Raw genomic sequence first — 26,754 nt, 5'->3', positions numbered from 1 at the left:
CGACACTCGATCCGGTGTTTCATCCTGATTCTTACGGATACCGGCCGGGCAAGTCGGCTAAACAGGCAATTGCTGTGACGCGCAAGCGTTGCTGGCAGTATGACTGGGTTGTTGAGTTTGACATCAAGGCGGCGTTCGATCAGATCGATCATGCGTTGTTGATGCGTGCAATTTACGTTTCTGGGCTTCACGTTCGGGCCCAGGGGAGCGCGCAGTCGACACAACCGGCTATTTACCGGTTTCCTGCCGGCGGTGAGTGGCGACGCGCTCAAACGGATGAGGCAGGTGGTGCGGGGCTGGCGGGTCCATCGCCGCACGCCAGCGACGCTTGAAGAGATCGCGCAGTTATGCAACCCGACGATACAAGGGTGGTGGAACTACTATGGGGCGTTCTATAGGTCGGAGATGCGAAAGCTCTTCCACTATATAGACCAGAAGCTTGCACAGTGGGCCAGACGCAAATACAAGACACTCCGGCGGCGAAAGCAGCGTAGTGTCCGATGGCTCGGCAAGATGAAGGAACTCGCTCCACGGTTGTTCGTTCACTGGCGTATCGCTCGGCGCGAGGTCGGGTAACGGGAGCCGGATGAGGTGCGAGCCTCACGTCCGGTTCCGCGAGAGCCTCGGGGTGAAACTCCCCGGGGCTACTCACCACTAAGGGTGATGCCTCCAAGGCATCACGCGGGTCATCAATCGGCATTGGCATAAAGCATATCGATTTCCGATAGTACGGGCATCGCTGCGTCATTTGCATTCGGCGCCGCACTCCATGCCAATACTCAGGAGACGAACCTTGCCAACCGACCACTCGCGCATTTCAACGGATATCGATTTCGAGCAGGAAGGTTTTCAGACCGGCACATTGCGCGTGCCACATTCCGTGGACCGTTCCGCGTATGGGCACATCCCCATCCCGATCGCCGTGCTCAAACGTGGCGACGGTCCGACGGCCCTCCTGACAGGAGGCAATCACGGCGACGAATACGAAGGGCCGATCGCGCTGATGAAACTGTTGCAACGCATGCTGTCCATGCAAATCAGCGGACGCCTGATCGCCTGAACTCATTGGCGCCACTATCAGTGAATGGCTGGTCAGACTGGGAGTAAGCTCCGGCTCAAAACACCTCTGCGGGCTCATACGACACAAAGAAGGCGGGCAAGAGTGGTGAGACGCACATGAGGTGCGTGCGTCTCACCACTTATCACTAGTGCGTGCCGTCGCTGCCGTCATCCGTGCCTGGCGTGAACGAGACTCCACGCAGCACTTCGCCGAACCTGGCAGAGCTGATCGTGACAAAATTCGCATTCGCAGCAGCTGCCGGGCGGGTATTTTTCAGCTCATCCTTGATGGCAACGAGCTTGTTCGGATCCGCGCCGGTATCGCCGTTTCCGCTCACCGTGGACGTCGTTGCCCAGACCGTGACGGTGCCATCGCGGCCAACGGAACCAATCAGGTTACGGAGACCATCAGTCGCGGGCGACCACGGCAGTCCGGTTGCCGCGTTGCTCCCGAGCGGGTAGTTTCGCACCGTGTAGGGCTTACCGAGGTCCAATCCGTTTTGCAGCGTATAGGCCAGCACCCATTTCTTCGTGGGCGCGTTGAACACCCATTTCTGAAGACCCGCGGTAGATTGCGCAGCCGCGTGCGTGAAGAGATCGGCGCCGCCCGCATAACCGTCGCCTTCGTCGGCCACATAGAGTGTGTTGGCGTCGGCGAACCAGATGCCGAACGGGAAACTGAGGGTCGTCGCGGTCTTGTTCGGAGTCGACGGGAAGCCACTCAGGATGCACATGTTGCTCGGCAGGCCGGTTGTCGCGAGAGTCGAAGCATCGTAACTGAGCGGTGCACTTGGCAACACCGCTTTCGGCGAAGGCACACCTGTACCGTTCGGGCACGCGGTCCCGGTGGTGTCGACGAAGTAGACGGTGTTGACGCCATTGCTGCCGCTGCCCTTGGTCATGTAGACCACGTTATTGAAAATGGTCGTTCCGCGAAAGTTGTCGTCCTTGCCGATCTTGTCGGCGGGCGCGCCCAATTTGGTGACCGAAAAGCTTGCTAGCGGACTGGGCGTGCCGGGAGTTTGTTGCGCTTCGGGCTGCGTCGCCTCCGCAATGAATTGCGAGCCTGCGCCGAGGACGACGCCGGCCGGCTGGGGATTGCTTCCATTGCCCGCGTTGCCGGTCGTGAAGAAGAAGTGCTTTCCGCCGCGCTCGATCAGGATCGCAGCGCGGCCGTTATTGCCGCTATAGGCATTCGTTTCGGTGAAACTGAAGCGTCCGTTGCGATCGACTTTGGCCACGGCACGGTAGAAGCTCTGCCCGTCGGGATTGGTCGGATCCACGGCGCCTGGCGTGTTTGAATTCGATACATCCAGCATGTTGACCGGAGCGACATAGCCCATGAAGGTCAGGTACTTTCCGTCGTGTGAAAGGTGAAGCCCGATTTCCGACTTCGAACTGAAGCTGGTTACCAGATGGTCTGCCGTGGTGCCCGCATTCGTCACGCTCGGCACCTCCAGCGTATTGATCCGCCCGCCGGATGGCGCCAACTGATCCAGGAAAATCTTCGACGTGATACCGAAGCTGCCGTCATAGAGGACGTTGTTCCAGACGAATGGGTAGGTGCCGTCGTTTGTCGCGCCGGTTGCCGCGCCACACCCGCCTGTCGTTTGCGCGCAGCCGGGTGGCAGGATCGAGCCAACCTGTACGTTGGCCGAGAGGTTGTCGTAGACGCTGCGACTGACGACAAGATTCCCGGGTTGAAATGCGGCGTCGTGTCCGTTTTGCGGCTCTTGCGCCACTGCAGCGAGGCTAATGCCCAATGGAAGCAGCGCCAGCGCTGAAACGCCTCGGGCGAGGGAACGCCGACGAGTCGGAAACGGGTGAAAAACAGGCTGCATGTGATTTCTCCGGGAAAGGGGAGTGAAGTTACACGGCGTCCAACGCAAACGGTTGCGTGACGTTAGCAGCGGCGTGTGTAGGATTATTTACAGGCTCCGATAGAACCCGTAGTGGTTTTCCCGTGGCAAGGTTCGGTGCTGGTGCGTGGTGGTCTGCGCTCGAATGTGTCCCGCGAGAGTTTGCTCAGACGCAGACGGTCCACTTTGCTACCCGGCCTGAGATCTTTGATGAGGTGTTTGTGCGCTTGAACAAGACCGGAGGGCTGCGACGAATCTGCGCGGTGCTTTTTTTGAATTCGTCAGTGGATATGGCGCGTCAAGTCCGTGCGAGATAACTACGTTGTGAATTGGCCGGAGACAATGATTCCGTTGGCCGATCAGGAACCGCAAAGACATCCCGGCTGATTTAGCCTGAAGCTGCAAAGTGCCTTGCGTGTACTATTCAATTTAATTACAGCGGACGATCTACCTATCAGCATGATCCGCTATGTAATAGCAGCTCGCCCCAACAGTAGTCCTGGGAGATGTTGGCATGCGCGTACTGATCGTCGATGATCACGAGCTATTCAGAGCCGGATTGGCACTGCTGCTTAGGGAGCTCTTTCCGAGCATCGAGCTGCTGCACGCGAGTACGTTGTCGCAATGCATGAATCACGCGCTTGGCGAGTTCCTGAACATCGTTTTTCTTGATCTCGACCTTCCCGATGGCAACGGCTGCAGCGCGCTTGGCCGCTTGAAGGAGTCGCGTCCGTCGTTACCGGTGATTGTGATATCGGCCGATGAGAGCGTGGAAACCATCAGTCAATGCATTGAACTTCGCGCCATGGGCTACGTGCCCAAATCGTCACCTCCTGAAGCGCTTCATGCAGCAATAAGCGCAGTGCTTGCCGGAGGCGTATTCCTGCCCGCCGCCAGCATTGCGAAACTCAGGCATGACATGGGCACGGAGGAAACGTCGGCAAATGGACCGGGGAAGGCGCAGCCGGGCGGCAATTCGGAAATGAGCACCGCATCCGGGCTGGGACTCAGTCCGAGAGAGTTCGAGACACTGGCGTGGCTGGTGCGTGGACTTCCCTCCAAGGCCATTGCCCTGAAAATGGGGCTCGAGGACATTACCGTTCGGAAGTACGTCAGTCATCTGCTTGCGCATTTCAATCTTCGGCGCCGCACGGAACTCATCGTCATGCTGGCGGATAAAGGAATCAAACTCGGTGTCCCGCCGGTCACGGATCCCGCACATGACCGAAGCCTGCCGGCTGTTGAGCGGCAACGAAACGACTGACTTCAGCGAGCGTGCTTTCCGGCGTGGAAGACTTTCGCAACAGCACGAACGGCTCGGCGAAATCGCGAAGTGCGAGAGGAGACACCAGTTCGCCCGTGATGAACGCGACGGGAAGCACGCCGGCCCACGCGAAATGCTGCCTGATCCGCTGGGCAAGCTCGATACCGGTCGGCCCATCGCGCAACCGGATATCGGTGATGATGATGTCGGGTACGCGGCCGTCATCGGCCAGGATTGCATCGAATCCCGCCATTGACTCGGCGCTATCCACCAGCGCGCCGGCACTGATGAACAACCTGCGGAGGCCCTCGAGAACGATCGGTTCGTCGTCGCACAGCAAGATGTATTTGCCTTGGAGGACGAATGTTGATGCGGCGCTCTTTGGATCGTCCGTCCCTATGACAGGTGTCATTTCAGAAATCGGAGCGTACAGGGAAAAGCGCGATCCGCGCCCTTCGACCGACCAGAAACTCATGCTGTGTTTCGGCAGAATACCAATCACCCGGTGCACGATAGAGAGCCCGAGCCCCAGGCCTTTCGAGCGATCGCGGCCCGGGTTGTTGATCTGATAGTACTCGGCGAATATCGCCTCCCGATGCACAGGCGAGATCCCGACGCCCGTGTCCCGTACGTCTATGCGAAGCTGTTCGCCGATCTCCACCCAGCCGATGACGACACCTCCTTCGGAGGTGTTCTTGATTGCATTCGATACGAAATTGGACAATGCGCGCTTGAACAGGGAGCGGTCACTTTCAATGGGCGGCGGGCGCCGCCGGTGTCCGCTGATCCTCAATTCGATACCCCGTGACCTTGCCGGTTCAAGGTATTGCTCGAAGACCTCCGTCATTACGGTCTGCGTATCGACGGGTGCCATGCGCGGTATGTAAGAGCCTAGCTCGCTGTAGTCCTGAATGTCCTTGAACATGTCGAGAATATCGCGTGCTGTTTCCTCGACGACGTCGAGATCATGACTCGCGGCGTGTTTATCATCGAGTTTTACCCGCGCACTACGGATGAAGAGGTTGATCGCAGCGAGGGGCTGCTGGATGTCGTGGTAGGCCGATGAAAAGAACCGCTCCTTCTCTCTGACGAACTCTCTCATACGGTCATTCTGCTGATTGATAGCCAGGGACGCCGCTTCAACGCGTGCCTTGGCTGCGCGCAACGTCCGCCGGAATACAAATTCGCGCCGGGCAGCGCGTTCAAACTGGATGCAGACGACAATGCCAGCGAGATACATGAGAGACACCGTATTCCCACGGTGAACCCAGGAAACCGAGTGAAACCCTGGCGTGGAAACATTACCTCGTATCCAGAGGTAAATGGTAAGACGGAAGGTTACAACGCATAGTCCGACCAACCACGCTGCCGTGATTGCACGGAGTCGGAACGATGTGAATATCAGGAAAGTGATAATAAAAAATTCGGGGGAAATTGCATCGAAGGCCCGGTTTGCCGGGTAAACGCTCATCAACCCCAATTGGGCGAACCAACAACTCAGCATCACTACACAAAGTAATCTGACGGCCCGGCGTTCGTCAAAGGCGCGTGGTCCCCACATTAACCATACCGGCACAGCCATACCCACGGCACCTGCAAGTCGCACATGGCCAACGCGCAGGAGGATGTTGGGATCAAGCGTGTTCAGCAGCAACCAATCACGGCCAACAAACAGGATCCATATCAGTATGAGGCTGGCGCCGGCCAGCCTGCGTTGGCCCGCGTAGCGACGCGCATAGTCCATAAGGAACGCACGCTCTTCAGCCGCCGATCTGAACTTGCGTACTACGAAGCCTGACGATCTCATAAGGCTGCTTGATCAGGAGAGCCGCCGTGGGCGGATAGTGCGCGGCATCGAGAGGCCTTATCAACGCACCATAAATACAGAATAACAGGTCGCCATCCCTACGATCAGCCACAAATGTATCAGCAGCGTGATGTGTCCTTGCCCGCAACCGGACGGTTTGGCAAGGAGTTCGGTCATGGAAGGCGACTGCCTGATGCGTCACCCGGATCGGCCAACCCTCGTACTGCCGCTGCGTAATGGGGACATATTTCTATCTGAAATCGGTCCCGCCAGTCACGGATCCCGCACCTGACCGAAGCCTGTCAGCTGCCAGTCGGCAACGAGCCGACTGACTTCTGCGAGCGTGCTTTCGGGCGTGGAAGACTTTCGCAACAGCACGAACGGCTCGGCGAAATCGCGAAGTGCGAGAGGAGACACCAGTTCGCCCGTGATGAACGCGACGGGAAGCACGCCGGCCCAAGCGAAATGCTGCCTGATCCGCTGGGCAAGCTCGATACCGGTCGGCCCATCGCGCAACCGGATATCGGTGATGATGATGTCGGGTACGCGGCCGTCATCGGCCAGGATTGCATCGAATCCCGCCATTGACTCGGCGCTATCCACCAGCGCGCCGGCACTGATGAACAACCTGCGGAGGCCCTCGAGAACGATCGGTTCGTCGTCGCACAGCAAGATGTATTTGCCTTGGAGGACGAATGTTGATGCGGCGCTCTTTGGATCGTCCGTCCCTATGACAGGTGTCATTTCAGAAATCGGAGCGTACAGGGAAAAGCGCGATCCGCGCCCTTCGACCGACCAGAAACTCATGCTGTGTTTCGGCAGAATACCAATCACCCGGTGCACGATAGAGAGCCCGAGCCCCAGGCCTTTCGAGCGATCGCGGCCCGGGTTGTTGATCTGATAGTACTCGGCGAATATCGCCTCCCGATGCACAGGCGAGATCCCGACGCCCGTGTCCCGCACGTCTATGCGAAGCCGCTCCCCGATCTCCACCCAGCCGATGACGACACCACCCGCGGAGGTGTTCTTGATCGCATTCGATACGAAATTGGACAATGCCCGCTTGAACAAGGCGCGGTCACTTTCAATGGGCGGCGGGGCGTGCCGACGCACGCCGAGCCTGAATTCGATGCCGCGCGACCTTGCCGGTTCAAGGTATTGCTCGAAGATCTCCGTCAGTACGGCCTGCGTATCGACGGGCGCCATGCGCGGGATGTAAGAGCCTAGCTCGCTGTAGTCCTGAATGTCCTTGAACATGTCGAGGATGTCGCGTGCCGTTTCCTCGACGACGTCGAGATCATGACTTGCGGCATGTTCATCTTCGAGTTTTACCCGCGCGCTGCGAATGAAGAGGTTGATCGCGGCGAGAGGTTGCTGGATGTCGTGGTAGGCCGATGAAAAGAACCGCTCCTTCTCTCTAACGATTTCTCTCATACGGTCATTCTGCTGATTGACAGCCAGGGACGCCGCTTCAACGCGTGCCTTGGCTGCGCGCAACGTCCGCCGGAACACAAATTCGCGCCGGGCAACGCGTTCAAACTGAATGCAGACGACAATGCCGGCGAGATACATGATAAACACCATAGCCCCACCGGAAAACCAGTGAACCACCATCGTGGAAATATCACTCCGCGCTGAGATTTCAATGTTCAGTTGTAGAAGATTAAAGGTTACAACGCATAGTCCGACTAACCACGCTGCCGTGATTGCACGAAGCCGGAACAATGTGAATACCAGAAAAAGGACATTAAAAAAGCCCGGGATAATCTCCGACCCGATCCGGGTCGGCGGGTAAACGTTCACCAACCCCAATAGCTCGAACCAGTGGCCCATCGTCACTGCACAAAGTAGTCCGACGGCCCAGCGTTCGTCAAAGGCGCGCGGTCCCCACAGCAACCATACCGGCACAGCCATACCCACGGCACCTGCGAGTCGCACATAGCCAACGTGGAAGAGGACGCCGGAATCAAGCGTGTTCAACAGCAACCAATCGCGGACAGTACCCGTGATCCATATCAGTATGAAGATGGCACCAGCCAGCCTGCGTTGGCCCGCGTAGCGACGCGCGCAGTCCATACGGAACGCACGCTCCTGAGCCGCCGATTTAAACTTGCGTACCACGAAGCCTGACGATCTCATAAGGCTGCTTGATCAGGAAAGCCGCCGTGGGCGGATAGTGCGCAACCTTGAGGGGTTTTATCGGCGCACCACGCGTTAGACAGGTTCCCACCAAACGTGGCTAACGAAGTAAGACGGCACATTTCAGCGAAAGCGGCGCCGGTGGCCAAGAGTACACAACACCCTCGTGCGCAGCCACAGTGCGATAAAAGCAGAATAACAGGTCGCGATCCCTGCGATCAGCCACAAATGTATCGGCGGTGTGATGTGTCCTTGCCCGCAGCTGGACGGTTTGGCAAGGAGTCCAGGTCCTGAAAGGCGACTATCTGATACATCGCCGGGATCGGCCAACGGGAGTGCATACATCTTTCATCTGCGTTACTTGTCCGTCGCCTACACATGTGCGTTGCGACGGCGTGTCGTCCGACCAAGAATGACTATGACAGCAACGCAGCAAGGCATTCGACAAACGCGCCCGGATCTGGTTGGCCGTCGCCCGAGCCGAACCTGCCTTGGCTTGTGCGAAGACTGCTGCCGGTCGGCGAATGAAGCACAGGCCGATCTCTTAAACTCCGAGGGAGAACGCTCATGAAACTTCATCAATCGATCGCCATCTGTCTTGCCATGATGGCAGGAGTCACCGCAGACGGATGCTTCGCCCAGTCGGCGGCCAATCAGACCGAGTCGGTAGCCGCGGGCACCGTCTCGCAGGACCCATCGGTCGCGGTTCCGGCTGCCATGCCTATGCCTCCCGTTTCCTTTGGAAAAACACGCGAGCAAGTGATGCGCGAGTTGCAAGATTTTCAGAACAGTGACCAGGCAGCGCAGATGCGCGAGCTTTACCGAGGAGGAAGCTAACGAGGCGTCGCGTCCATTTTGAACGGCTTCCCGTGAACCTGGGGATCTCCGTGAGCTGTTACGGAAGCATTCCTTCAGGCGCCAATGCGAGGCAAGTTGCCATGGCGGGAAACAAGGAAAGTCGACTCGACGTTTTTATACGGACCTCTACGACCTGCTTACCGCGTCTAGTAGAACCGGCCATCAAGTCAATGACAGTACAGGTCGTTTTCGGCGATGAACATGTCGAACGCGAGCTGCTTCGCCACGTTTTCGCGTGCTGTTGTCAGCCATCGGCTCTGGCGCCACGCGCGGATGGTGGTATCGACGAATCGCATGCTTGCTGTATCTCCGCCTGCGGTCGCAATGAACGAGGGCGTGGGAGCGATGTCACCAGGAAGCACACTGTAATAGCTCCAGTCGGGCTGCTTCAATAGCGACTTGATGACGAGCTCATCGTCCACCAAGGCGGTGCATTCGCCAGCCTGGAACGCCAGCAGCGCGTCGAGCGGCCGGTCGTAGGTAATGAGACGCACGTTATGAAGCCGCGCGGCGCGGGGTCCGTAAGCATTGCCTGTCGACGTGCAGATGGAGCCTCCACGCAAGGCTGCCCAGTCGTGCACGTTGCCGTGACGCAGCACAAGCGCTTGTCCCCGGCCAGTCGCATAGGAGACAGGCGAGAAAGATAGCCCGGAGCCGGGTCGGAACGGCAAAGCGTCGATGGCGACATCGGCCTTGCCGGTTGCGACTGCGGTTGCCGCGGCACCGGGCCCGCTAAGCAACAGGTCAACGGGCAACCCCAGGCGCCGTCCGAGATCCTCGGCCAACGCAGCGGAGAAAGGATCGGGCGAGCGCAGCGTACGGTCCACATGTCCAACCGTGAGAACAGGCGCGGGCCGCGGGGGCACCGCGACAATCAGCCGACCGCGAAGAGCGGCGGCCGCGAACGGTTTTTCAAGCGTGACGAACCGGCTCAACACTGCGCTGATACACGCCAGCACCAGCAGAAAAACAATCGTACGGTTGCGCGCCCTTGACCCGTAGTGCGGACCGAGCGGACCCGCGCTGACTCCGTCGCTAGCCATTCTGCGCAATGCCGACGCGCCAGCGCAGCAGCCTGCGCTCGAGCATCGAAAGTCCGTAGTTGATCAGCAAACCAAAGAGCGCAAGCAGCACGATACCCGCATACATATCGGGGATCTGGAATGTTTCCTGTGAGTTGAGCGTGTAGAAACCTAGCCCCGAGCGCGCACCGATCATCTCGGCTGCGACCAGCGCGGTGATGCTGTACGCACCGGCAAGCCTGATCCCGGTCAGTATCTGCGGCAAGGCCGCCGGCAAGATGACCTTGGTGAATATGAATTTTTGCGTTGCGCCCATCGACCGTGCGCAATCGATAAAGATCCGCTCCACTTGCTTGACGCCGGCGAGGGTATTGAGCAGCACAGGCCAGAATGCGGCCCACACAATAATCGCTATCTTCGACGATTCCCCAATGCCCAGGAAAAGCATGAAGACAGGGAACAGCGCGAATGCGGAGACTTGCCGCAATAGTTGATAAAGCGGATCGGCAATTCGCTCAGCGCGTCGGAACCAGCCCAGCAAAAAGCCGCTTAGGATTCCGGCCGCAACGGCAAGCAACAACCCCGCGATAGAGCGAAATGCACTACTGCCAAGATGCTTCCACACCTCGCCGGTCGCGAAGAGATGGGCTATCGCGACTACCACTGCGGAAGGTGGGCTGAGATAAGCCGAGCTGACAATGCCAAGGCGTGGCAGCAATTCCCATAACAGCAGGAATGCAATCAGCGCGATGCTGCGTTCGACGATGTGCACGGCGTGAGCGCGCACTCGTGAAGGTGCTGCAGCCGGCGCAGGTTGTTTTGATTGCGAGGCGACGGCGCCGGAAGCGAATGACTCGCCGGAGGGAAGGGGAACCGTCGCGGAAGATCGATTATGCATGGATGGTCCTCGTATGTTCGCGTTCAGGCGGGCTGCGCTGTCTCGGCGACCTCGGTCTTCAGCAACTCCCACGCGCGCTGCCGCAGTGCCAGGAACTGTGCTGAATTGCGGACGGAGTCGTCGCGTGGCCGCGGCAAGGGAATTTCCATGATCGCCTTCACTTTCCCGGGACCGCGCGTCATGATCGCTACGCGGTCGGAGAGGAAGATCGCTTCATCAATGCTGTGGGTGATGAAGACCACGGTCTTGGCGCTTTTTTCCCAAATGGCAAGCAGTTCGCTTTGGAGGGACTCGCGGGTCTGGGCGTCGAGCGCGCCGAAGGGCTCGTCCATCAGCAGGACTTCGGGTCCGTAGGCGAGCGCTCGGGCAATGGCCGCGCGCTGGCGCATGCCGCCGGAAAGCTGGTGCGGATAATGATTGCCGTACGCTTGCAAGCCGACCAGCGAAAGAAAATGTGCGGCTTGCTCACGGCGTTCCGCACGTTTTACATCGCGTATTTCAAGGCCGATTTCCACGTTCTCAATGACCGTGCGCCACGGGAACAACGCGTATCCCTGGAATACGACACCGAGCTTCCGGCTGACGCCGCTCAGGATCTGTCCGTCGATACGAACATCGCCTTGCGTCTGCCGCACGAGCCCGGCAAGTATGTTGAGGAGGCTCGACTTGCCGCAGCCGCTGGGTCCCAGCACCGAGAGGAATTCGCCTTCGCGCACCGACAGGTTGAAATCCTGGAGCACGACATTCCTGCGCGCCTGCCCCGGTGTTCCCTCGTCCACGTAGGTCAGGCCAAGATGCTCGGCGACAATCTTGTCGGGGTGCAATGATACGCTGCTCACGATGCTGCTTCCACGGACGCCAGCGGTCTTGCATCATGACCTGGTGTGGCCGACGCGGACTTGTTCGGACCCGCAGGCGCATTCGCGCGCGCGGGGGGCTGGGCGTAAGGGTTGTACTCGTTGGTGTACACGTCTTCCACCTTGACCTTGCCCTTCGGGATCTTGCCCGCTTGTTCGAGGATGTCGATGTAGTACTGGATAGGCGGCGTGGTGACGACCAGGTCCTTGACGTAGGCATAACGTTCGACCACGTCGACGTCGATTCCGAGCCGCTCGGCCGTCAGTTTGCGTGCTTCGTCCGGGTGCGCGTTGACCCAGTTCCCGGCCTTGGCAATGGCGGCCACGAAGTCGCGCACCGCCTGCGGATGGGCTCGCGCAAACGCACCGTTCACGCTGTACGGCGCCATCCCGCCAAGGCCGTGATCCTCGTCCCAGTCGCTCCACAGCTTGTGTAATTGCGGGTCATGTTCGGCGGCGCCAGAGAACGGCGGATGAATGATCGCGATGTCGACGTTCTTCGTGACCAGCGCCTGTTGAGACTGGTTGTCGGGCACGACCAGCCAGTTAACCTTCGACACGTCCACGCCATGCTGCGAGAGATATTTCTTCGTGACGAACTCGGCGCACGCGCCGAAGCTGTTGAACGCAACGGTCTTCCCTTCAAAGTCCTTGGGCTCCCTGATGCCGGAGTCCTTGCGCGAGAAGTATTTCATGTGCGGTGCGTCGGGCAGGGTTTCGCCGCCGGCGGAAATGACCTTGATGTCGGCACCGCTGGCGATTGCGGAGATGACAAGCGGCACCATCCGTGTGCCGAAGTCGATCTCACCCGTGCCGACCAGCGGAATGATCTGCGGCGCCGAGACCTTCCCGACATACTTCGGGCGTGTACTCGTACCGTCGAAGTAGCCGAGCTTGTCCGCCAGATAAACAAGGTCGAACGCCGGGTTGTCGGGATACTTGAAATACGTCACGTTCCTGGCTTCTGCACCGTTCGAAGACGCGACGCTGGTGGCGTTCGTGGCGTCATCGCGGGAATTGCAGCCGCTTTGGAGGAGCAGCAGCGACGCCGCAATCGATGCAACGGCAACGGAGATCGTGCGGTCACGCAGGCGGGACCGGGTCGGGATAGAGCGCATCGGGATACCTGGCAAAAGGAAGCGGCGAAATCGACAGGCACGAACGCGGCCGGGGCATAAAAGCGCGCAGGTTCGCGACCTGAAGCAACCACAATTTTCGCTTTTGCCGGCCCCGTGCCTAACCAATTAAAAATGCTTTCAATAGCAGGGAAAATGCAAGGGGAGGCGTATCCGGACAATCGAACTATCGCCAAGCCACTTAGCACATGCGGAAGATTGGCGGTTTTCCGACAAGCTGTTGTCGTTTAGCGCTACGCGTTCCCCATCGCGGCGGGTGTCTCGCTCTGGGGCACATCGAAGGCGGGGGTAGTGTCATTAATCTGCCTCACTATTTAAGAAGTTGAAGAAAACATTCCTTAGACTAAACTGATCGATAACTTCTATCCGTACACATTTTTAATCCCGATAGGGGAGCCGCTTATGGGCGATCACGGTGATCCATGGCGCATATACCGGATTTTTTTCTTTTATAAAAAACTCGACGTTTTATCGACCTCCACTTACATTGAGACGCAAGACGTACCGCTCGCGCCGCACATGAATCGAAGTCGTGCGGACGTTGACGTCGATGTTGGTGCATGTCGTATCCGGCTCTGGACGTCGAACGATCACACAGGGCTTGGCGCTAAGCCGCTTATTGGATAGCTATATAGCAGTTCCCCGGCCCGAATGAAGTCCGGGCTCGTCCACAATTCTCAGGTAGTCCTCAGCAAAACGCATCCGGCACGCCTGCGCTCAGGTCGCCGATTGTGATCCAGCTTGTGTCTCACAAAAAGGGAGTCGTCATGAAATCCGTATGCAGGCCAATTAGCAATACGAACTATGTTAACCGCGCCTTAATTGTTTTTACCCTGCTCACGGTCGCCGCATTCCAGCCCGCCGCAGGCCAAAGTCTCGTCATCAAGGATCTCGGCACACTCCCCGGTGGCAACAGCAGCCAGGCTGTCGCGATCAACGAGCGCGGCCAGGTAGTCGGTGACTCGTTCGACGCGCGCGGGGATCAGCATGCTTCCCTGTTTGAAAACGGAGTGGTGACCGACCTGCACACACTCCCCGGTGGCGACACGCTTTCTGCCGCTTACGGGATCAACAATCGCGGCCAGACGGCCGGTTACTCGTTCAATTCAAGCGGGTACCCGCGCGCTACCCTGTTCGAAAAGGGGCAGGTGATTGACCTGGGGACGCTCCCCGGCGGCGACAACAGTGCCGCTAGCGCAATCAATGAGCGCGGCCAGGTGGTCGGCTGGTCGTTTGACGCAAGCCGGGCGTCGCAAGCTTTTTTGTTTGAAAACGGGGTGATGACCGACCTCGGCACGCTCCCCGGTGGCTACTACAGCTCCGCTTACGGCATCAACGAGCACGGCCAGGTGGTCGGCTGGTCCACTGGAAGCGACAACAACGAGCGCGCGTTTCTGTTTGAAAAAGGCGTGATGACCAACCTGGGCACGCTCCCCGGCGGCAACAGCAGCGCCGCTTACGGGATCAACAATCGCGGCCAGGTAGTCGGCTCGTCGACTACCGCAAGCGGGGATCAGCACGCCTTTCTGTTTGAAAAAGGGGTAATGACCGACCTGGGCACGCTCCCCGGTGGCAACAAGAGTGCCGCTTACGGGATCAACGATCGCGGCCAGGTGGTCGGCTCGTCGGATACCGCAAGCGGGTGGCAGCAGCATGCTTTTTTGTTTGAAAAGGGCGTGATGACCGACTTGGGCACGCTCTCCGGTGACAGCCAAAGTATCGCTCAGGGGATCAATAATCGCGGCCAGGTCGCGGGCTATTCCGCACCGGATTCCTCCGTGTGGCACGCCGTCCTTTGGACACGAGAAAAAAAGTGACTGCCGACCTCTAGCGATCAACAAACAGCGTTGAACTGCGGGACCCGCCATAGCGCGTGGTCTCGCAGCGCTTTCGGGTTCTCTTCAACCTCGGGGCTCGTGCTTCATGGTCGTGCGACAGGCATTTAGCGACGGCCCGGCCAAATGGACAGAACGGATATTCAGCCTCGAGTCAGAAGCTTAAGGATCCGGTCGTCGTGCTTTACATGGAGCGCGTCAACAATTCGCACGGAGTCAGCGGCTGGATGGGCCGGGTTGAAAAGGAAGTTGTGGGCGAACGGAACGACCGCGCTCGGTACCTTCAACACCGCGGTCGTTTCCGTCTGCAGCCACTCCGTGCCCGCGCCACGTGACCAGTCGGGATTTTGCCGCCAGTCGTCCGGGACATCGGCGTCCGCGATCTCAGCGACTGGAACGTCATCACCGGCATCGACGCGCAACAATTGATAGCCGTCAGGCAACTGGCCAACACTGCCGATCTCCATGTGGACAAGAATCTCAAGGAGAGCCAGCGCCGGGTGTTCGGCCAGGTAGACGATGGGCTGTCCCGCAAAATGCCATCGCCCCGGAGCGCGGAGTCCACCTATACCTCTCAGGTCCGCGTAGTTGCTTATTCTCCAAAGGACCATCAGGCGAAGTAACCTTCGTCTATCTGGACAAGAGCTTCCTCTACGAGACGTGCCCCATGCTCGGTGCTGGTCATATCCAGTGCCGACTTTCCGCCAAAGCGCACCTGATCGCTCCTGAGCCAGGCCATTGCTTTGTCCGGGTCACCGAAGACCGACATGGCTTGGGCGAGAATCTTCGCGAGCCGGATCGCCTTGTCGGACTCGTCGGTCGATAGCCGCTCGTGATGCTGGCGCCGATGTGTCAGCGTGCGTCGCGGGATGATGAAAGAGAGCTCGTCCATCTTCAGGCCACGCTCCGAAAGCCGGTCGATCACGGTAACGTCCACTCGGGCGTTTGCTATCTCCGCGAGATCTGCACCGGACTGAATCCGGGCGTCGAGCAATTGCTCCAGCATGTTGAACTCGGCCCGTCGCGGATCGGCCGCGCCAGTCGGTTTAAACGAAACAAGGGTCATGGAGCCTCCTTCGGCAATATGCCCCTACATTATAGGCGTTTTGCCGAATTCTTGGCCAGTAGCGCTCGAATGTGCTGTCAACGGCTTCGACCCCACGTCGTTTTTCTGCCCACGCAAGATCGTGACAGACATGGATTTCTAGGAACAGCAACGGCAAGCGCCTTGATGCCTGTAACCATAGGCTCCTTCTTCCCCCGGCATTTTCCGGTCGCGCGTCGCCAGCAGCACCGTCGAACCGCTGGTGACACGCGGCGACAACACCCCGCACTCGGGGCAGGACGCCTGCTCGTCGCGTCTGGAAACCGGGCGCATGGAATCGAACGCACCACAGGTATCGCAGGCATGTTCATAGATTGGCATGAGGCTCTCGCTCTACCAGTGGCCGCCCAGTTCGCCGCGCGCGACGAACTCTCCCTGACCGGTCCGTCCGACCCAGTTGCCGTTGTCGATCAGCAACTCTCCTCGCAGCAACACGGTCTTCACCCGGCCCGTGACCTCACGTCCCTCGAACAACGTGAAGTCGCAATCGCTGTGTTGCGTGTCCGCGCTGATCGTGTGCGACTCGTCCGGATCGAACAGGACGATATCGGCGTCGCTGCCAACCGCAAGCGTTCCCTTTTTCGGGAAGAGGCCGAAGAGCTTGGCCGGTGCAGTCGACATCAACTCGACGAATCGATTGAGCGTGATGCGCCCGCTCCGTACACCGCCGTCGTAGACCACGGTCATGCGCGTTTCGACGCCAGGCACGCCGTTCGGGATCTTCGAAAAATCGTCGCGCCCGAGCGGCTTCTGGTTGACGTTGCCACGATGGCCTTCCTTCATGCAATAGGGACAGTGATCGGTCGAGATCAGTTGCAGATCGTCGGTCTTGAGCGCTGTCCAGAGTGCCTTCTGCGCCTCCTTCGATCGCAACGGCGGACTCATCACGTAACGCGCGAGATCGAAGCTGTCGTCGGCGTACGCCGAGTCGTCGAAGAACAGATAGTGCGGACAGGTCTCCGCGAACACGGGAATGCCGAGGTCGCGCGCCTCGATCACATGCTTCAACGCTTCTTTCGCCGAGAGGTGGACGAAGTAGACCGGCGCTTCGGCGAGTTCGGCGAGCTTGATGCCGCGATGTGTCGCTTCGCCCTCCATGATCGCGGGCCGGGTCAACGCGTGATAACGCGGCGCGGTGTGGCCTTGCGCGATCGCTTCGCGAATCAACAGGTTGATAATCGTGCCGTTCTCGGCATGCAGCGCGATCATGCCGCCGTGCTGGCCCACCATTCGCATCGCCTGGAAAATGGCGGCGTCGTCCGACATGACCGTGCCGGGATACGCCATGAACATCTTGAAGCTCGATACCCCTTCATGACGGATCGCATATTGCATGTCACCGAGCACACGCTCGTCCACCTGCGTCACGATCACGTGAAAGCCATAGTCGATGCTCGCCACCGATGCTGCCTTCGACTGCGCCCGCGAGATCGCATCAAGCGGGCTCGTGCCTGCGGTTTGCAGCGCGAAATCGATAATCGTCGTCGTGCCGCCGAAGGCCGCCGAGCGCGTGCCTGACGCAAAGTTGTCGGCCGTCACCGACGGCCCGAAGGTGTTCTCCATATGCGTATGGCAATCGACGCCCCCTGGAAACACCAGCAGCCCTGCCGCATCGATCACGCGCGCATCCGGTCCCGCATCGAGGTTCAGCCCGATGCTGACAATGCGCTCGCCTTCCACGAGGATATCGGCGACATAGTCGTCAACTGCCGTAATGATGCGGCCGCCTTTGATGAGGGTTGGGGTCAGGGTTGGCGTCATGAGTCACTCCGTTGAGCGCTGGTGGCGATGGCGAGCGCGTCTTCGAGACGCGCCATTTCTGCATGGGAGAGCGGCGGGATGGGTGGGCGCATCGACGCATGGGGGAACTGGCCGAGCAAATACAGGCAGGCCTTCAGGCGTGCATTGGCGTGCGAGCCGGGCGCGGTTCCGTAGATGGCCTTCGCGAGCGGATAGACGCGCTCATGAAGCCCCCGGGCCTGGTCGAGATCGCCGTGTTCAACGGCCCGATACAGCGCCACGATCAGTTCAGGCACGACGGCCGCGAGGCTGACGAGGCTGCCTTCGGTGCCGAGCGCAAAACAGGTGAACAGGTGCTCATCGCCGGAAGCCATGACGGCCACATGCGGCGCGATCGACTTGATCAACCGGCGGTTCGCTTCGTAGGCGGCGGTTTCCCAACTGCCTTCCTTGATGGCGACGACCTCGGGCAAGCCGACGAGCGCGGTGAGCATCTGCGGCGTGTAGGCCATGCCGCCCGTGGCGACGCCGGCCTGGTACAGCATCATGGGTAAACGAGCCTGCGCATTGGCGACCCGGTGATGCATGAGAACAGTGTCGATATCGGTCGACAGCGCCCAAGAGAATGGGGGGAACAGCAGCATGGCGTCGGCGCCGGCCTGTTTCGCATCGTTGGTGTGGGCCTGCGCTTCATAGCTGTCCTCGGAGTTCACGCCCGCTACGATGATCAGGCGGTCCCCGCACTCGGCACGCGCAATGTCCACTACGCGCCGTTTGTCCGCTGCAGAGAGCGCGAAGTTCTCGCCGGCGTGGCCGTTCACGAGCAGGCCCGCAATGCCGTCGATGTTCGCCACCGTCTGGATGTGCCGCGCGAGCGCGGCTTCGTCCAGGTGTCGGCCGTCCGCGTCGAGGGGGCACGGCGTGGCGGCATAAACGCCGTTGAACGGGTCGGCATGCGTGGGAATCATTCTGTCTTTTCTCGATAAGATTGGGTGAGCGCGCCGGCAGGAACGACGAGCCGCGCCGGATCGAAGAGGGGCAACTCGGGTTCCTCGCCGAGCATCGCCTGGGCAAGCAGCTTGGCCATGTAGGGGCCGCTGGTGTAACCGGAGTGCACGCAACCGATCACCCAGGTATTCGCAAGACCGGGAAGCGCGCCGATCATCGGCATGGCGTCGGCGGTTTCGGATTCGAGGCCGAGCCAGATACGGGCCACGCGCGCCTTGGCGAGCGCGGGGATCACATGCTGCGCGAGCCGGAGATTGCCGATCAGGTTGTCCGGCACGGTTTCCACGCCGCCACGCTCGCGATCGCCAATGCCTTGCCAGCCGCCGCCTATCAGCACGCTGCCGTTGGCGAACTGCTTCATCGACAGCAATCCATTCGCAATGCTTAGTACTGACTGCATCACGGGCGGCATGCGTTCGGTGACGATCAACTGATTGACAAGCGTCTTGACGGGGATGTTGATGCCGAGCATCGCGAGAAGCGGTTCCAGCCATACGCCGCCCGCCATCACCAGACGGGTCGCGTCGATATGGATGGCGTCGTCCGGGCCGCTCACCTGATACATCCCGGCAACCCGGTCGATGCGCGTTGCCGGTGTCTGCTCGAAAATATGCACGCCCGCTTCACGCAACGCCGCATGGTAAGCCCGGCCGGTGAGGTAGGCGCTGGCGAAGCCGTCCGTAGCACAGTACGCGGCTTGCAGTACCGCTGCATTCAGGCCGGGCTCGACGGCAAGCGCAGCATCCCGGTCGAGCAGGTCGATCTGCGCGCCGTACTCGCGTCTTGCCGCGGCTCGTTGCTGCAGCAGCGTCTTTTCATGCTCCGTGAAGGCCAGCGAGAGGCCGGGCGCAGCGGTGGCGAATACGTCACGTCCTAGCCACGCGCCGGTGTTCATCCACATTTTCCATGCCCGGATGGCGTAGGGAACGAGCGCGGCGCGCGTCATGTGCAGCGTCAACGTGCCGGCGTTCACACCCGATGCCCCACGGCACAGCGCATCGCGTTCGATCACGGCTACCCGCATGCCGGCGCGCGCGAGGAACAGCGCGGTCGTGCAGCCCATCACGCCGCCACCGATCACGGCGGCATCGAATGCGGTTGTCATCGCCTGGTTCATAAGGGCGCCGCCTTCGGGATGGGAATGTCGTCGTAGCTGAAGTCGCCAGTGAGCGCTTCCACCGTGATGGGCCGCAACGGCGTGCGGGCCGAAAAGCAGCCGGCAGGTTCTCGCAAGCCGCCATGCACGCGCGCGGCCAGCAGTTCCGCCGCCACGTCCGCACATGTGCGCCCCTGGCACGGTCCCATGCCGCATCGGGTCCAGGCCTTGAGTTGATTCACGTCGTGCGCGCCGGCATCGCAGGCGGTGTCGATCTCGGCGCGAGTCACGTCCTCGCATCGGCAGACGATGGTTTGCGGCCCGATGCTGTCGACGTGGCCGGGCCGCAACGCCATCAATTGAGCCATCGAACGGCCGAAGCGCGCAGCCTTGACGTGCAGTTGACGCGCGGCCGGCACGCGCGACCGGAACTGGGTGGTGCCGGTGCCGCCAAGGTCGATGGCGCAGGCGAGCCCTGCGAGCGTGCCGTGGTGGCTCGCTGCAGCCGCGCCGGCGATGCCTGCACCATCGCCCGCCACGTAGAGCCTGGGGCGCGACGTACGGCCGTCCTGGTCGGCCACGACGACCCAGCCGCCCGCTTGCCGCGAGTACCGGTGTTCCGCCCGCAAGAGGCGCGTGATCTCGGTCGACGGGGTCAGGCCGTGACCGACCGTGATGCAATCGGCGACCACGCTCCGGCGTGTTCCGGCGACGGGCCGGCCCGCAGCGTCGCAGGGAGCAAGGGTCGCGAGCAACCCGTCGCAGGCTGGCTCGACCTTGACTATCGTGTGCCGCGAGAGAATTGGCACACCCGCGCGGCGGATCTCGCGCCACCAGTGGAACCCTTCGCGCATCAGGTCGGGCCGCGACACCATGGCAGGCAGTGTGCGCCCCCAGTCTCCCAGGCCTGCCATATCCGCAATCGCCTCGACGTTGCCGCCGCCTTCCAGGGTCTTCGCCGCGACGGCAGCGAGTAATGGTCCGCAGCCGGCCACGAGCGTCGAGCGTCCCGGCAGGATGCCCTGCGATTTGAGGAGAATGGTCGCGGCGGCGAGTCCTATTACGCCGGGCGTGGTCCACCCCTCGAAGGGCACGACACGTTCCGTGGTGCCCGTGGCGACGATCAGCGCGCGCCCGGTGCAATGCATGGGACCCGCGGGACCCGCGGCATCGACGCGATAGTCCGCGGTGACAGCCCACACCACATGATTGAAGTAGGTAGTGACCGCACTTTGGGCGAGCTCGCGCCGCAGGGTGTCGCTGGCTTGCCGGCCTCCGGCCGGAGGGCCAGAGGCGTCGATCGGCGCGCGATAGACCTGGCCACCCGCTGCCGTGTTCTCGTCGAACAGTGCCACTTTGAGACCCGCCGCCGACGCCGCCAACGCTGCGTTCACGCCAGCCGGGCCACCGCCGAGCACGAGGACGTCGAAGTCAGGCATCGATGCAGGCCTCCGGTACTTTCTCAACACGCATTCCATCAGCAACCGTGGTCCGGCATGCCAGCACGCGGCGACCGTCGACCATGACCAGGCACTCCTGGCAGGACCCCATCAGGCAGAACATGCCGCGCGGCATGAGCTCACGCGGACTCGTACGCAAGGTCCTGGTACCCGACGCGAACAGGGCGGCCGCCACGATTTCGCCGATGCGCGCCGGGATCGTCAGGCCGTCGAAGAAAAAGCAGATGGTCGCGCCGTGGCCTGCATTATCGATCCGCATGGTCTTCTCATTCAGCATGAGACAGCCTCCCTTGACAACTAATTTCGTCGATGTTTCCATACTATCGTATACGGTTCGTATACGTAAATTGGTCAAAAAAAGAGGATCCGGGAGTACCCGAACCGCATGCCAGAACTGTGAGCCATCTTCCCCGAACCTTTACGGAGTTACCGTATGAAATCCCAGATTCTCCTGAGCCGCCTGCTCGCCGTGGGTCTTGCCGCGTGCTCATTGCTCGGCTCGTTCAGCGCCAGCGCCCGCACGCTCGACGAAATCATTGCGTCGAAGAAGATCGTGTTCGGCATCAACCCGAACCTGCCGCCGCTCGGCACCTACGACGCGAAGAACAATATCGATGGCTTCGATGTCAGCATCGCCAAGAAGATTGCGGACTCGCTCGGCGTTAAACTCGAAATCGTTCCGGTTGGATCGAATGATCGCGTGCCGTTCCTGATGACCGACAAGATCGACGCGGTGATGGGCGGCATGACGCGCAACGCGGATCGCCTGAAGGTGATCGATTTCACCGATCCGGTGAACACTGAAGTGCTGGGCGTCCTGACGACGCAAGCGACGTCCTATACGGACTGGACGCAGTTGAACGATCCCAAGGTGCGCCTCGTGCAGGTACGCGGCACGACGCCTATCCAGTTGATCCAGGAAAAGCTGCCCAAGGCGCAGCTCCTGATCCTCGATAACTACCCGGACGCCGTGCGCGCGATAGCCCAGGGCCGCGCCGATGCCTTGATCGACGTGCTGGACTTCATGCTGAGCTATACGAAGAATTACCCGACGAAATGGCGTGTGGTGGATGCTCCGATTGAAGTGGACTACGACTGTATCGGCGTGCAGAAGGGCAATACGGCGTTGACGCAGCGCCTGAACAAGGAAGTGGATGCGTTGCAGAAAAACGGCTTTGTCGCTGCAAGCTGGAAGAAGTGGTTCGGCAGTGCGATGCTGCATGACCCAACTGCCGGACCCGCGCCTGTTGCAGCCGCACAGTAGGCGAAACTGACGGCAGCGTTTCGGTTGTGATGAACGGACGAGCGCTGCGCATCCGGCGGGAGCCACTATTCGATGACCCTACATTTCGAGCCGATCCTCCAGCAGTGGCCTTATCTGCTTGGCGGTGCATGGCTCAGTCTGCAAATTGCCGTGCTCGCGTTCGGGTTCGGCATGCTCATCGGTCTCGTATGCGCCTCGGTGTTGCGCTACGGGCCGGTGTTTTTGCGCAGGGTGGTGAGGGCGTATGTGATCTTCGCGACCAACACGCCGCAACTCGTGCAGATATTCTTCCTGTTTTTTGCGTTGCCCGAGATCGGCGTGACGCTGTCTCCTTTTACGGCGGTGTTGATCGGGGCGACGTTCAACGCGGGCGCGTATCTGTGCGAGATCCAGCGCGCCGGTTTCGATTCGGTCCGGCTGATGGAAGTCGAAGCGGCCGAAGTGCTCGGCTTTTCCACGCCGCAGATCGTGCGGCAGGTGATCCTGCCGCACGTGCTGAAGGTGATGTTCCCGCCGCTGTCGAACCAGTTCATCGTCATGACGCTCGGCACCTCGATGGCGTCAATCTTTGGCGTGGAGGAACTGACGGGCCGCACGTATAACCTCAGTTCGCAAACGTATCTTTCGGTCGAGGCGTTCAGCGTGGCCGCTGTCCTGTACATCGCGGTCACACTGATCGCCACCTTCGCGCTGGCGATGATCGGGCGTCATGCCTGCCGCGCCAAAATCAAGGTGTTCTGATGTTCACCTCTTCACAAGCTGAAATCGTCCAGCTATTTTCCTTCTACAACCTGCTGTTGCTGGCGGAAGGACTCGCTGCAACTTTCGTGCTGTCGGCGCTCGGCTGCTTCGCGGGGTTCGTGGCGGGGTTGGTCGTGGCGGTTGTCCGCGTCACCCGTTCCCGTGCGATGGCGCCGCTGCGAGCGCTCGCATTCGCCTATTGTTTCCTGTTTCGCCGCATCCCGTTCCTGGTGACGCTGATGCTCGTGTTCTTCGCGAGCCAGTCGTCGAAAGCTAATCTCTCGACGTTTGCCGTTGCGTCGCTGAGCGTCTGCCTGATTGCGTCCGCCTACCTGGGAGAGATCATTCGAAGCGGACTCGAATCGGTACATGGAAACCAGTGGGAAGCCGCCCAGACGATGAATTTTTCGACCTTCGAAACCTTGCGCTTCGTGATCGTGCCGCAGGCGTGGCGCGTGGTCGTACCGCCCACGTTCGGCTTCTTCGTCATGTTCATCAAGGACACCGCGCTGGCCTCGCAGATTGGTGTGATGGAATTGACCTCGGCCGGCAAGGTGCTGACCAACAAGGGCTTTTCTTCATGGCTCGTGTACGGAACCGTCCTGATGCTTTATTTCGTGATGTCGTACCCGTTGTCGCGCTTCGGTAAGCGCCTGGAGAAAAAACTTGCCGCTACTCGAAATAGTTGACCTGAAGGCGTCGTACGGGCCGCACACGGTCCTCGAGCGGATCAACCTGTCAGTGGAGAAGGGCGAGATCGTCAGCCTGATCGGACCTTCCGGATCGGGCAAGAGCACGTTGCTGCGGGTTCTGACGGGACTGTTGCCGCCGGAACACGGCAGCGTGCGGATGAACGGCAGCCTCGTGAACTATGCGGACAAGGCGGCGGTGCGTGCGTTGCGCTCGGAGATTGCGATTGTCTTCCAGCAATACAACCTGTTCCAGAATATGACCGTGCTCGACAACGTGATGATCACGCCCACCAGGATCAAGGGCTGGCCGCGCAAGCAGGTGGAAGAGGATGCCATCCGGCTGCTTACGCGCGTGGGCCTCGAACATCGGCTGAAAGCGTATCCGGACGAGTTGTCGGGTGGTCAGCAGCAACGCGTTGCAATCGCTCGCGCACTTGCGTTGAAGCCGAACGTGCTGTTTCTCGATGAAGTGACGGCCGCGCTCGACCCGGAACTCGTCACTGAAGTACTCGATACCATTCGCGCGCTGGCGTCGGAGGGAATCACGATGTTCATCGTGTCGCATGAGATGAGCTTCGTGCGCGAGGTGTCGTCCAAAGTGGTCTTCATGGCAGGTGGGCATGTGATCGAGTCCGGCTCGCCGCGGCAGGTCTTCGATGCCCCTCAGGAAGCCCGCACGCGCGAATTCGTCGGCAAGATCCTGCGTCACTGATGAATGCCCGGATCCGCTTCAGACTCCGCTGCCTTCACTCAGGCGGTCGAGCACGAAACGGCGCAGGTTTTGCAGATGAGTGCGAACGGCGCCGCGGGCGGCATCGGCGTCGTCGGCTGCGTACGCTTCGAGGATCGCAAGGTGCTCCGCGCGATCTTCCTCAATGCGGTTGAAGGGCGTCGAGAGTTCGAACAAGCGGGTGTTCGTGCGCACGACTTCGATCATCCGCGCGAGAACGTCGTTGCCGCTGGCGTGCGCCATCATGGTGTGGACCTGATCGTCGACCTGCCAGTGCTCCTGCTCCTGCTGGCCGCTGCGCAGCGCCTTGATCTTCTTCACCAGTTGCTGGACCTGCTTCTTGTCGATCTTGCCGATGGCAAGGCCGATTGCCTCCGCCTCAAGCAACTCGCGCACCTTCATTGCCTGGAAATACTCCTGCGTGCTGACGAAGCGCACGGAATAAGAGCGGGCTCCCGCGCGGGCCAGCAAACCCTCGCCTTCAAGCCGCAGCAATGCCTCGCGCATGGGCGTGCGGGAGATGTTGAGTTCCTCGGCAAGCCGCCCTTCGACGACGGGGCCGCCGCTGCGCAAGGCCTTGTCGAGGATCATTCGCCGCAGAGCCTGGTAAGCCAGTTCACCTAGTTTTTCCGGGGTTGTCAGGGGAGATGCTGTCACGTTGTCTCGCTCGCGTTAAATGCACGTATACGCATTGTATGCGATCAACCAGTCCCCTTCGTTTCACGATAACGCTCGCGTTCCCGGGAGCGTTTGATGAAGGTGAGCGTCAGCGCGGGCGAGCAGTCCGCGTGCGTCTCGTGCCGCAAACAATTGACGGCGTCATTCGGTCGTGGCCGCCGGAGGCGCGAGCAATTCGATCAACGCATTCGCGACCACCTTGCTCGCGAGCGGCAGTGTGTCCAGCGGGACGCGTTCGTCCGCGCGATGTCCGTTGGCCTCGAGCAGCGAGCGCGGCCCGGCGCCGTACATGATCGTCGGTACGCCGGCTTCGACATAGAGACGCGCGTCTGCGTAAAGCGGCACGCCATTGGTCGGCACGGCTTCTCCCATCACCGCGCTTGCCTCGCGGCAGAAGATTTCAGCGAGCCGTTCCGCACCCGGAACAGGCATGAACGGGCGCGCGAGAAGTATCTGCGTGATCCCGGTACTGATGCCGGCCAGGGTCGCGGCGCTTGCTTCAATCAGCGCACGCAATTCCGCTTCAACCGCGTCCGGCTGCTCCTCCGGGATGATCCGGCGGTCCAGGCGGAACGTCACTTCGTCGGGCACAACGTTGGTATTGATCCCGCCGTTAATCAGTCCCACGACGAGTGTCGGCGTCTCGATGCCGGTCACATTCGAACGGCGCTGCGCGAGCGTTGCACGGTGCGCGTAAAGGTCCGCGAGAATGTGCGTCGCGGCCTCGAGTGCATCGTGCCCTGTGTCGGGGCGTGCCGCGTGCGCGGACTTGCCGCGCACCTTCACTTCGAGATGCAGGCAGCCGTTGTGCGCGATCGTCACATGATGCGAGAACGACGCGCAGACCGCGAAATCAGGGCGCGTGATGCCCTCGGCGAGCAGCCAGCCGGGACCCGTCAGACCGCCCGTTTCCTCATCGTAGGTGAAGTGCAGTTCGATCGTTCCGGCGAGCGCCGCCCCACAGTCCTTCAATGCGCGAAGCGCGTAGGCGTAGGTCGCGAAGTCCGACTTCGATACCGCCGCGCCGCGTCCGTACATCCAGCCGTCGCGCACCTCGGCGCCGTACGGGTCGGTGCTCCAGCCGCCGCCCGCGGGCACGACATCGCCGTGGGCACTGAGTGCGACCGTAGGCCCGGGACCGAAGCGTTCGCGAACCACTACGTTGATCACGCTTTGCATGCCATGGCGCGCCACCACTTCACCGGGTACCTGATGGCGTTCCACCATGAAGCCAAGCGCTTCCATTTCGCGGGCGGCCAGTTCACCGTGCGGTGCGCAGTCGCCCGGCGGGTTGTCGGAGGGACAGCGTACGAGTGTGGCGAGCAAAGCCTGCTGCGCCTCGCGATGGGCATCGATCCAGGCGGCGATGCGGGCTTTCAGGTCGGTATGGGTCATGTGCGGTTGAGTCGTTGCTTGGAGGCCTGCAGAGGGTCCGGAAATTTGAAAACGCTTGACGTATAAAAATTGTATACAAATGATATACGAACGATATTCACAAACAAAGCG

Annotated in this window: 26 protein-coding genes and 1 pseudogene; 10 read left to right on the top strand and 17 right to left on the bottom strand. The window is 60.5% G+C overall.

The window, feature by feature from the left end; genetic code table 11:
* The 3 genes and pseudogenes from ABH944_RS11615 to ABH944_RS11605 all read left to right on the top strand — a co-directional run.
* Nucleotides 1-332 (top strand): reverse transcriptase domain-containing protein (locus ABH944_RS11615; protein ID WP_404659380.1); only part of this gene is annotated, 332 nt, incomplete at its 5' end.
* Nucleotides 277-576, top strand: coding sequence for a group II intron maturase-specific domain-containing protein (locus ABH944_RS11610; protein WP_404659378.1), 300 nt, complete (start codon nt 277-279; stop codon nt 574-576). The genes ABH944_RS11615 and ABH944_RS11610, both read left to right, overlap by 56 nt.
* Nucleotides 577-769: 193 nt before the next feature.
* Nucleotides 770-1,054 (top strand): annotated as a pseudogene (locus ABH944_RS11605) (succinylglutamate desuccinylase/aspartoacylase family protein); the annotation flags it as partial.
* Between the two features lie 151 nt (nt 1,055-1,205).
* Here the strand turns inward: ABH944_RS11605 and ABH944_RS11600 are convergent.
* On the bottom strand, nt 1,206-2,900 hold the full coding sequence (locus tag ABH944_RS11600; protein ID WP_404615788.1) for a hypothetical protein: 1,695 nt from the start codon (nt 2,898-2,900) through the stop codon (nt 1,206-1,208).
* Nucleotides 2,901-3,432: 532 nt separating this feature from the next.
* Here ABH944_RS11600 and ABH944_RS11595 point away from each other — a divergent pair.
* Complete coding sequence (locus ABH944_RS11595) at nt 3,433-4,182, top strand: response regulator transcription factor (RefSeq protein WP_404615790.1); 750 nt, start codon at nt 3,433-3,435, stop codon at nt 4,180-4,182.
* On the opposite strand, the gene ABH944_RS11590 is transcribed toward ABH944_RS11595, so the two are convergent.
* Both ABH944_RS11590 and ABH944_RS11585 read right to left on the bottom strand, forming a co-directional pair.
* Nucleotides 4,124-5,836 carry a hybrid sensor histidine kinase/response regulator gene (locus tag ABH944_RS11590; protein WP_404659376.1) on the bottom strand — a complete coding sequence of 571 codons (1,713 nt, stop codon included), beginning with the start codon at nt 5,834-5,836 and terminating at the stop codon, nt 4,124-4,126. The genes ABH944_RS11595 and ABH944_RS11590 overlap by 59 nt on opposite strands.
* Nucleotides 5,837-6,262: 426 nt before the next feature.
* Nucleotides 6,263-8,065 (bottom strand): hybrid sensor histidine kinase/response regulator, encoded by a 1,803-nt coding sequence (locus ABH944_RS11585; protein WP_404659374.1) that lies wholly within the window; start codon nt 8,063-8,065, stop codon nt 6,263-6,265.
* 630 nt (nt 8,066-8,695) lie between these two features.
* Between ABH944_RS11585 and ABH944_RS11580 the strand changes: the two genes are divergently transcribed.
* A complete protein-coding gene (locus ABH944_RS11580; protein WP_404613227.1) occupies nt 8,696-8,965 on the top strand; it encodes a hypothetical protein in 270 nt (89 codons plus the stop codon).
* Nucleotides 8,966-9,153: 188 nt separating this feature from the next.
* On the opposite strand, the gene ABH944_RS11575 is transcribed toward ABH944_RS11580, so the two are convergent.
* From ABH944_RS11575 to ABH944_RS11560, 4 genes are read right to left on the bottom strand one after another with little or no spacing between them, the layout of a single operon-like run.
* Nucleotides 9,154-10,029, bottom strand: a complete 876-nt coding sequence (locus ABH944_RS11575) for a type 2 periplasmic-binding domain-containing protein (protein ID WP_404613229.1) — start codon at nt 10,027-10,029, stop codon at nt 9,154-9,156.
* On the bottom strand, nt 10,022-10,906 hold the full coding sequence (locus ABH944_RS11570; RefSeq protein ID WP_404613231.1) for an ABC transporter permease: 885 nt from the start codon (nt 10,904-10,906) through the stop codon (nt 10,022-10,024). The genes ABH944_RS11575 and ABH944_RS11570 overlap by 8 nt, the downstream gene beginning before the upstream one ends.
* Nucleotides 10,907-10,929: 23 nt before the next feature.
* On the bottom strand, nt 10,930-11,745 hold the full coding sequence (locus ABH944_RS11565; RefSeq protein WP_404613233.1) for an ABC transporter ATP-binding protein: 816 nt from the start codon (nt 11,743-11,745) through the stop codon (nt 10,930-10,932).
* The gene (locus tag ABH944_RS11560; RefSeq protein WP_404613235.1) at nt 11,742-12,881 is read right to left on the bottom strand and encodes an ABC transporter substrate-binding protein; all 1,140 of its coding nucleotides are present in this window, start codon (nt 12,879-12,881) and stop codon (nt 11,742-11,744) included. The genes ABH944_RS11565 and ABH944_RS11560 overlap by 4 nt, the downstream gene beginning before the upstream one ends.
* A 785-nt stretch (nt 12,882-13,666) precedes the next feature.
* On the opposite strand from ABH944_RS11560, the gene ABH944_RS11555 reads away from it, so the two are divergent.
* Complete coding sequence (locus ABH944_RS11555) at nt 13,667-14,716, top strand: HAF repeat-containing protein (RefSeq protein ID WP_404613237.1); 1,050 nt, start codon at nt 13,667-13,669, stop codon at nt 14,714-14,716.
* 161 nt (nt 14,717-14,877) lie between these two features.
* Here ABH944_RS11555 and ABH944_RS11550 read toward each other — a convergent pair whose 3' ends face one another.
* The 8 genes from ABH944_RS11550 to ABH944_RS11515 all read right to left on the bottom strand — a co-directional run bounded on the left by ABH944_RS11550 (nt 14,878) and on the right by ABH944_RS11515 (nt 21,420).
* Nucleotides 14,878-15,348, bottom strand: a complete 471-nt coding sequence (locus tag ABH944_RS11550; RefSeq protein WP_404613385.1) for an RES family NAD+ phosphorylase — start codon at nt 15,346-15,348, stop codon at nt 14,878-14,880.
* Nucleotides 15,345-15,800, bottom strand: coding sequence for a type II RES/Xre toxin-antitoxin system antitoxin (gene parS / locus ABH944_RS11545; protein WP_404613239.1), 456 nt, complete (start codon nt 15,798-15,800; stop codon nt 15,345-15,347). Before parS ends, ABH944_RS11550 begins: the two co-directional genes overlap by 4 nt.
* A gap of 138 nt (nt 15,801-15,938) precedes the next feature.
* Nucleotides 15,939-16,160, bottom strand: a complete 222-nt coding sequence (locus ABH944_RS11540) for an FmdB family zinc ribbon protein (RefSeq protein WP_404613241.1) — start codon at nt 16,158-16,160, stop codon at nt 15,939-15,941.
* A 12-nt stretch (nt 16,161-16,172) separates the two neighbouring features.
* Nucleotides 16,173-17,600, bottom strand: coding sequence for a dihydropyrimidinase (hydA, locus tag ABH944_RS11535; protein ID WP_404613243.1), 1,428 nt, complete (start codon nt 17,598-17,600; stop codon nt 16,173-16,175).
* Nucleotides 17,597-18,547: a dihydrodipicolinate synthase family protein gene (locus ABH944_RS11530; RefSeq protein ID WP_404613245.1), complete on the bottom strand. Its 951-nt coding sequence runs from the start codon at nt 18,545-18,547 to the stop codon at nt 17,597-17,599. The genes hydA and ABH944_RS11530 overlap by 4 nt, the downstream gene beginning before the upstream one ends.
* Nucleotides 18,544-19,692, bottom strand: a complete 1,149-nt coding sequence (locus tag ABH944_RS11525) for an NAD(P)/FAD-dependent oxidoreductase (RefSeq protein ID WP_404613247.1) — start codon at nt 19,690-19,692, stop codon at nt 18,544-18,546. The genes ABH944_RS11530 and ABH944_RS11525 overlap by 4 nt, the downstream gene beginning before the upstream one ends.
* A gap of 8 nt (nt 19,693-19,700) precedes the next feature.
* Nucleotides 19,701-21,122 carry an FAD-dependent oxidoreductase gene (locus ABH944_RS11520; protein ID WP_404613249.1) on the bottom strand — a complete coding sequence of 474 codons (1,422 nt, stop codon included), beginning with the start codon at nt 21,120-21,122 and terminating at the stop codon, nt 19,701-19,703.
* Nucleotides 21,115-21,420, bottom strand: a complete 306-nt coding sequence (locus ABH944_RS11515; RefSeq protein WP_404613251.1) for a (2Fe-2S)-binding protein — start codon at nt 21,418-21,420, stop codon at nt 21,115-21,117. Before ABH944_RS11515 ends, ABH944_RS11520 begins: the two co-directional genes overlap by 8 nt.
* Nucleotides 21,421-21,576: 156 nt before the next feature.
* Between ABH944_RS11515 and ABH944_RS11510 the strand changes: the two genes are divergently transcribed.
* From ABH944_RS11510 to ABH944_RS11495, 4 genes are all read left to right on the top strand, one after another.
* Nucleotides 21,577-22,407, top strand: coding sequence for a transporter substrate-binding domain-containing protein (locus ABH944_RS11510; RefSeq protein WP_404613253.1), 831 nt, complete (start codon nt 21,577-21,579; stop codon nt 22,405-22,407).
* A gap of 72 nt (nt 22,408-22,479) precedes the next feature.
* Entirely contained in the window at nt 22,480-23,148 is a 669-nt protein-coding gene (locus ABH944_RS11505) for an amino acid ABC transporter permease (RefSeq protein WP_404613255.1), read from the top strand.
* On the top strand, nt 23,148-23,837 hold the full coding sequence (locus ABH944_RS11500; RefSeq protein WP_404613257.1) for an amino acid ABC transporter permease: 690 nt from the start codon (nt 23,148-23,150) through the stop codon (nt 23,835-23,837). Before ABH944_RS11505 ends, ABH944_RS11500 begins: the two co-directional genes overlap by 1 nt.
* On the top strand, nt 23,815-24,552 hold the full coding sequence (locus tag ABH944_RS11495) for an amino acid ABC transporter ATP-binding protein (protein ID WP_404613259.1): 738 nt from the start codon (nt 23,815-23,817) through the stop codon (nt 24,550-24,552). Before ABH944_RS11500 ends, ABH944_RS11495 begins: the two co-directional genes overlap by 23 nt.
* Nucleotides 24,553-24,570: 18 nt before the next feature.
* Here ABH944_RS11495 and ABH944_RS11490 read toward each other — a convergent pair whose 3' ends face one another.
* The gene (locus ABH944_RS11490) at nt 24,571-25,227 is read right to left on the bottom strand and encodes a GntR family transcriptional regulator (protein ID WP_404613261.1); all 657 of its coding nucleotides are present in this window, start codon (nt 25,225-25,227) and stop codon (nt 24,571-24,573) included.
* 162 nt (nt 25,228-25,389) lie between these two features.
* On the bottom strand, nt 25,390-26,643 hold the full coding sequence (locus tag ABH944_RS11485) for a M20/M25/M40 family metallo-hydrolase (protein WP_404613262.1): 1,254 nt from the start codon (nt 26,641-26,643) through the stop codon (nt 25,390-25,392).
* Between the last annotated feature and the right edge of the window lie 111 nt (nt 26,644-26,754).

The organism is Caballeronia udeis (genome assembly GCF_044909315.1).
GTDB lineage: Bacteria > Pseudomonadota > Gammaproteobacteria > Burkholderiales > Burkholderiaceae > Caballeronia > Caballeronia udeis_A.
This window is presented reverse-complemented; position numbering and strand designations above follow the sequence as displayed.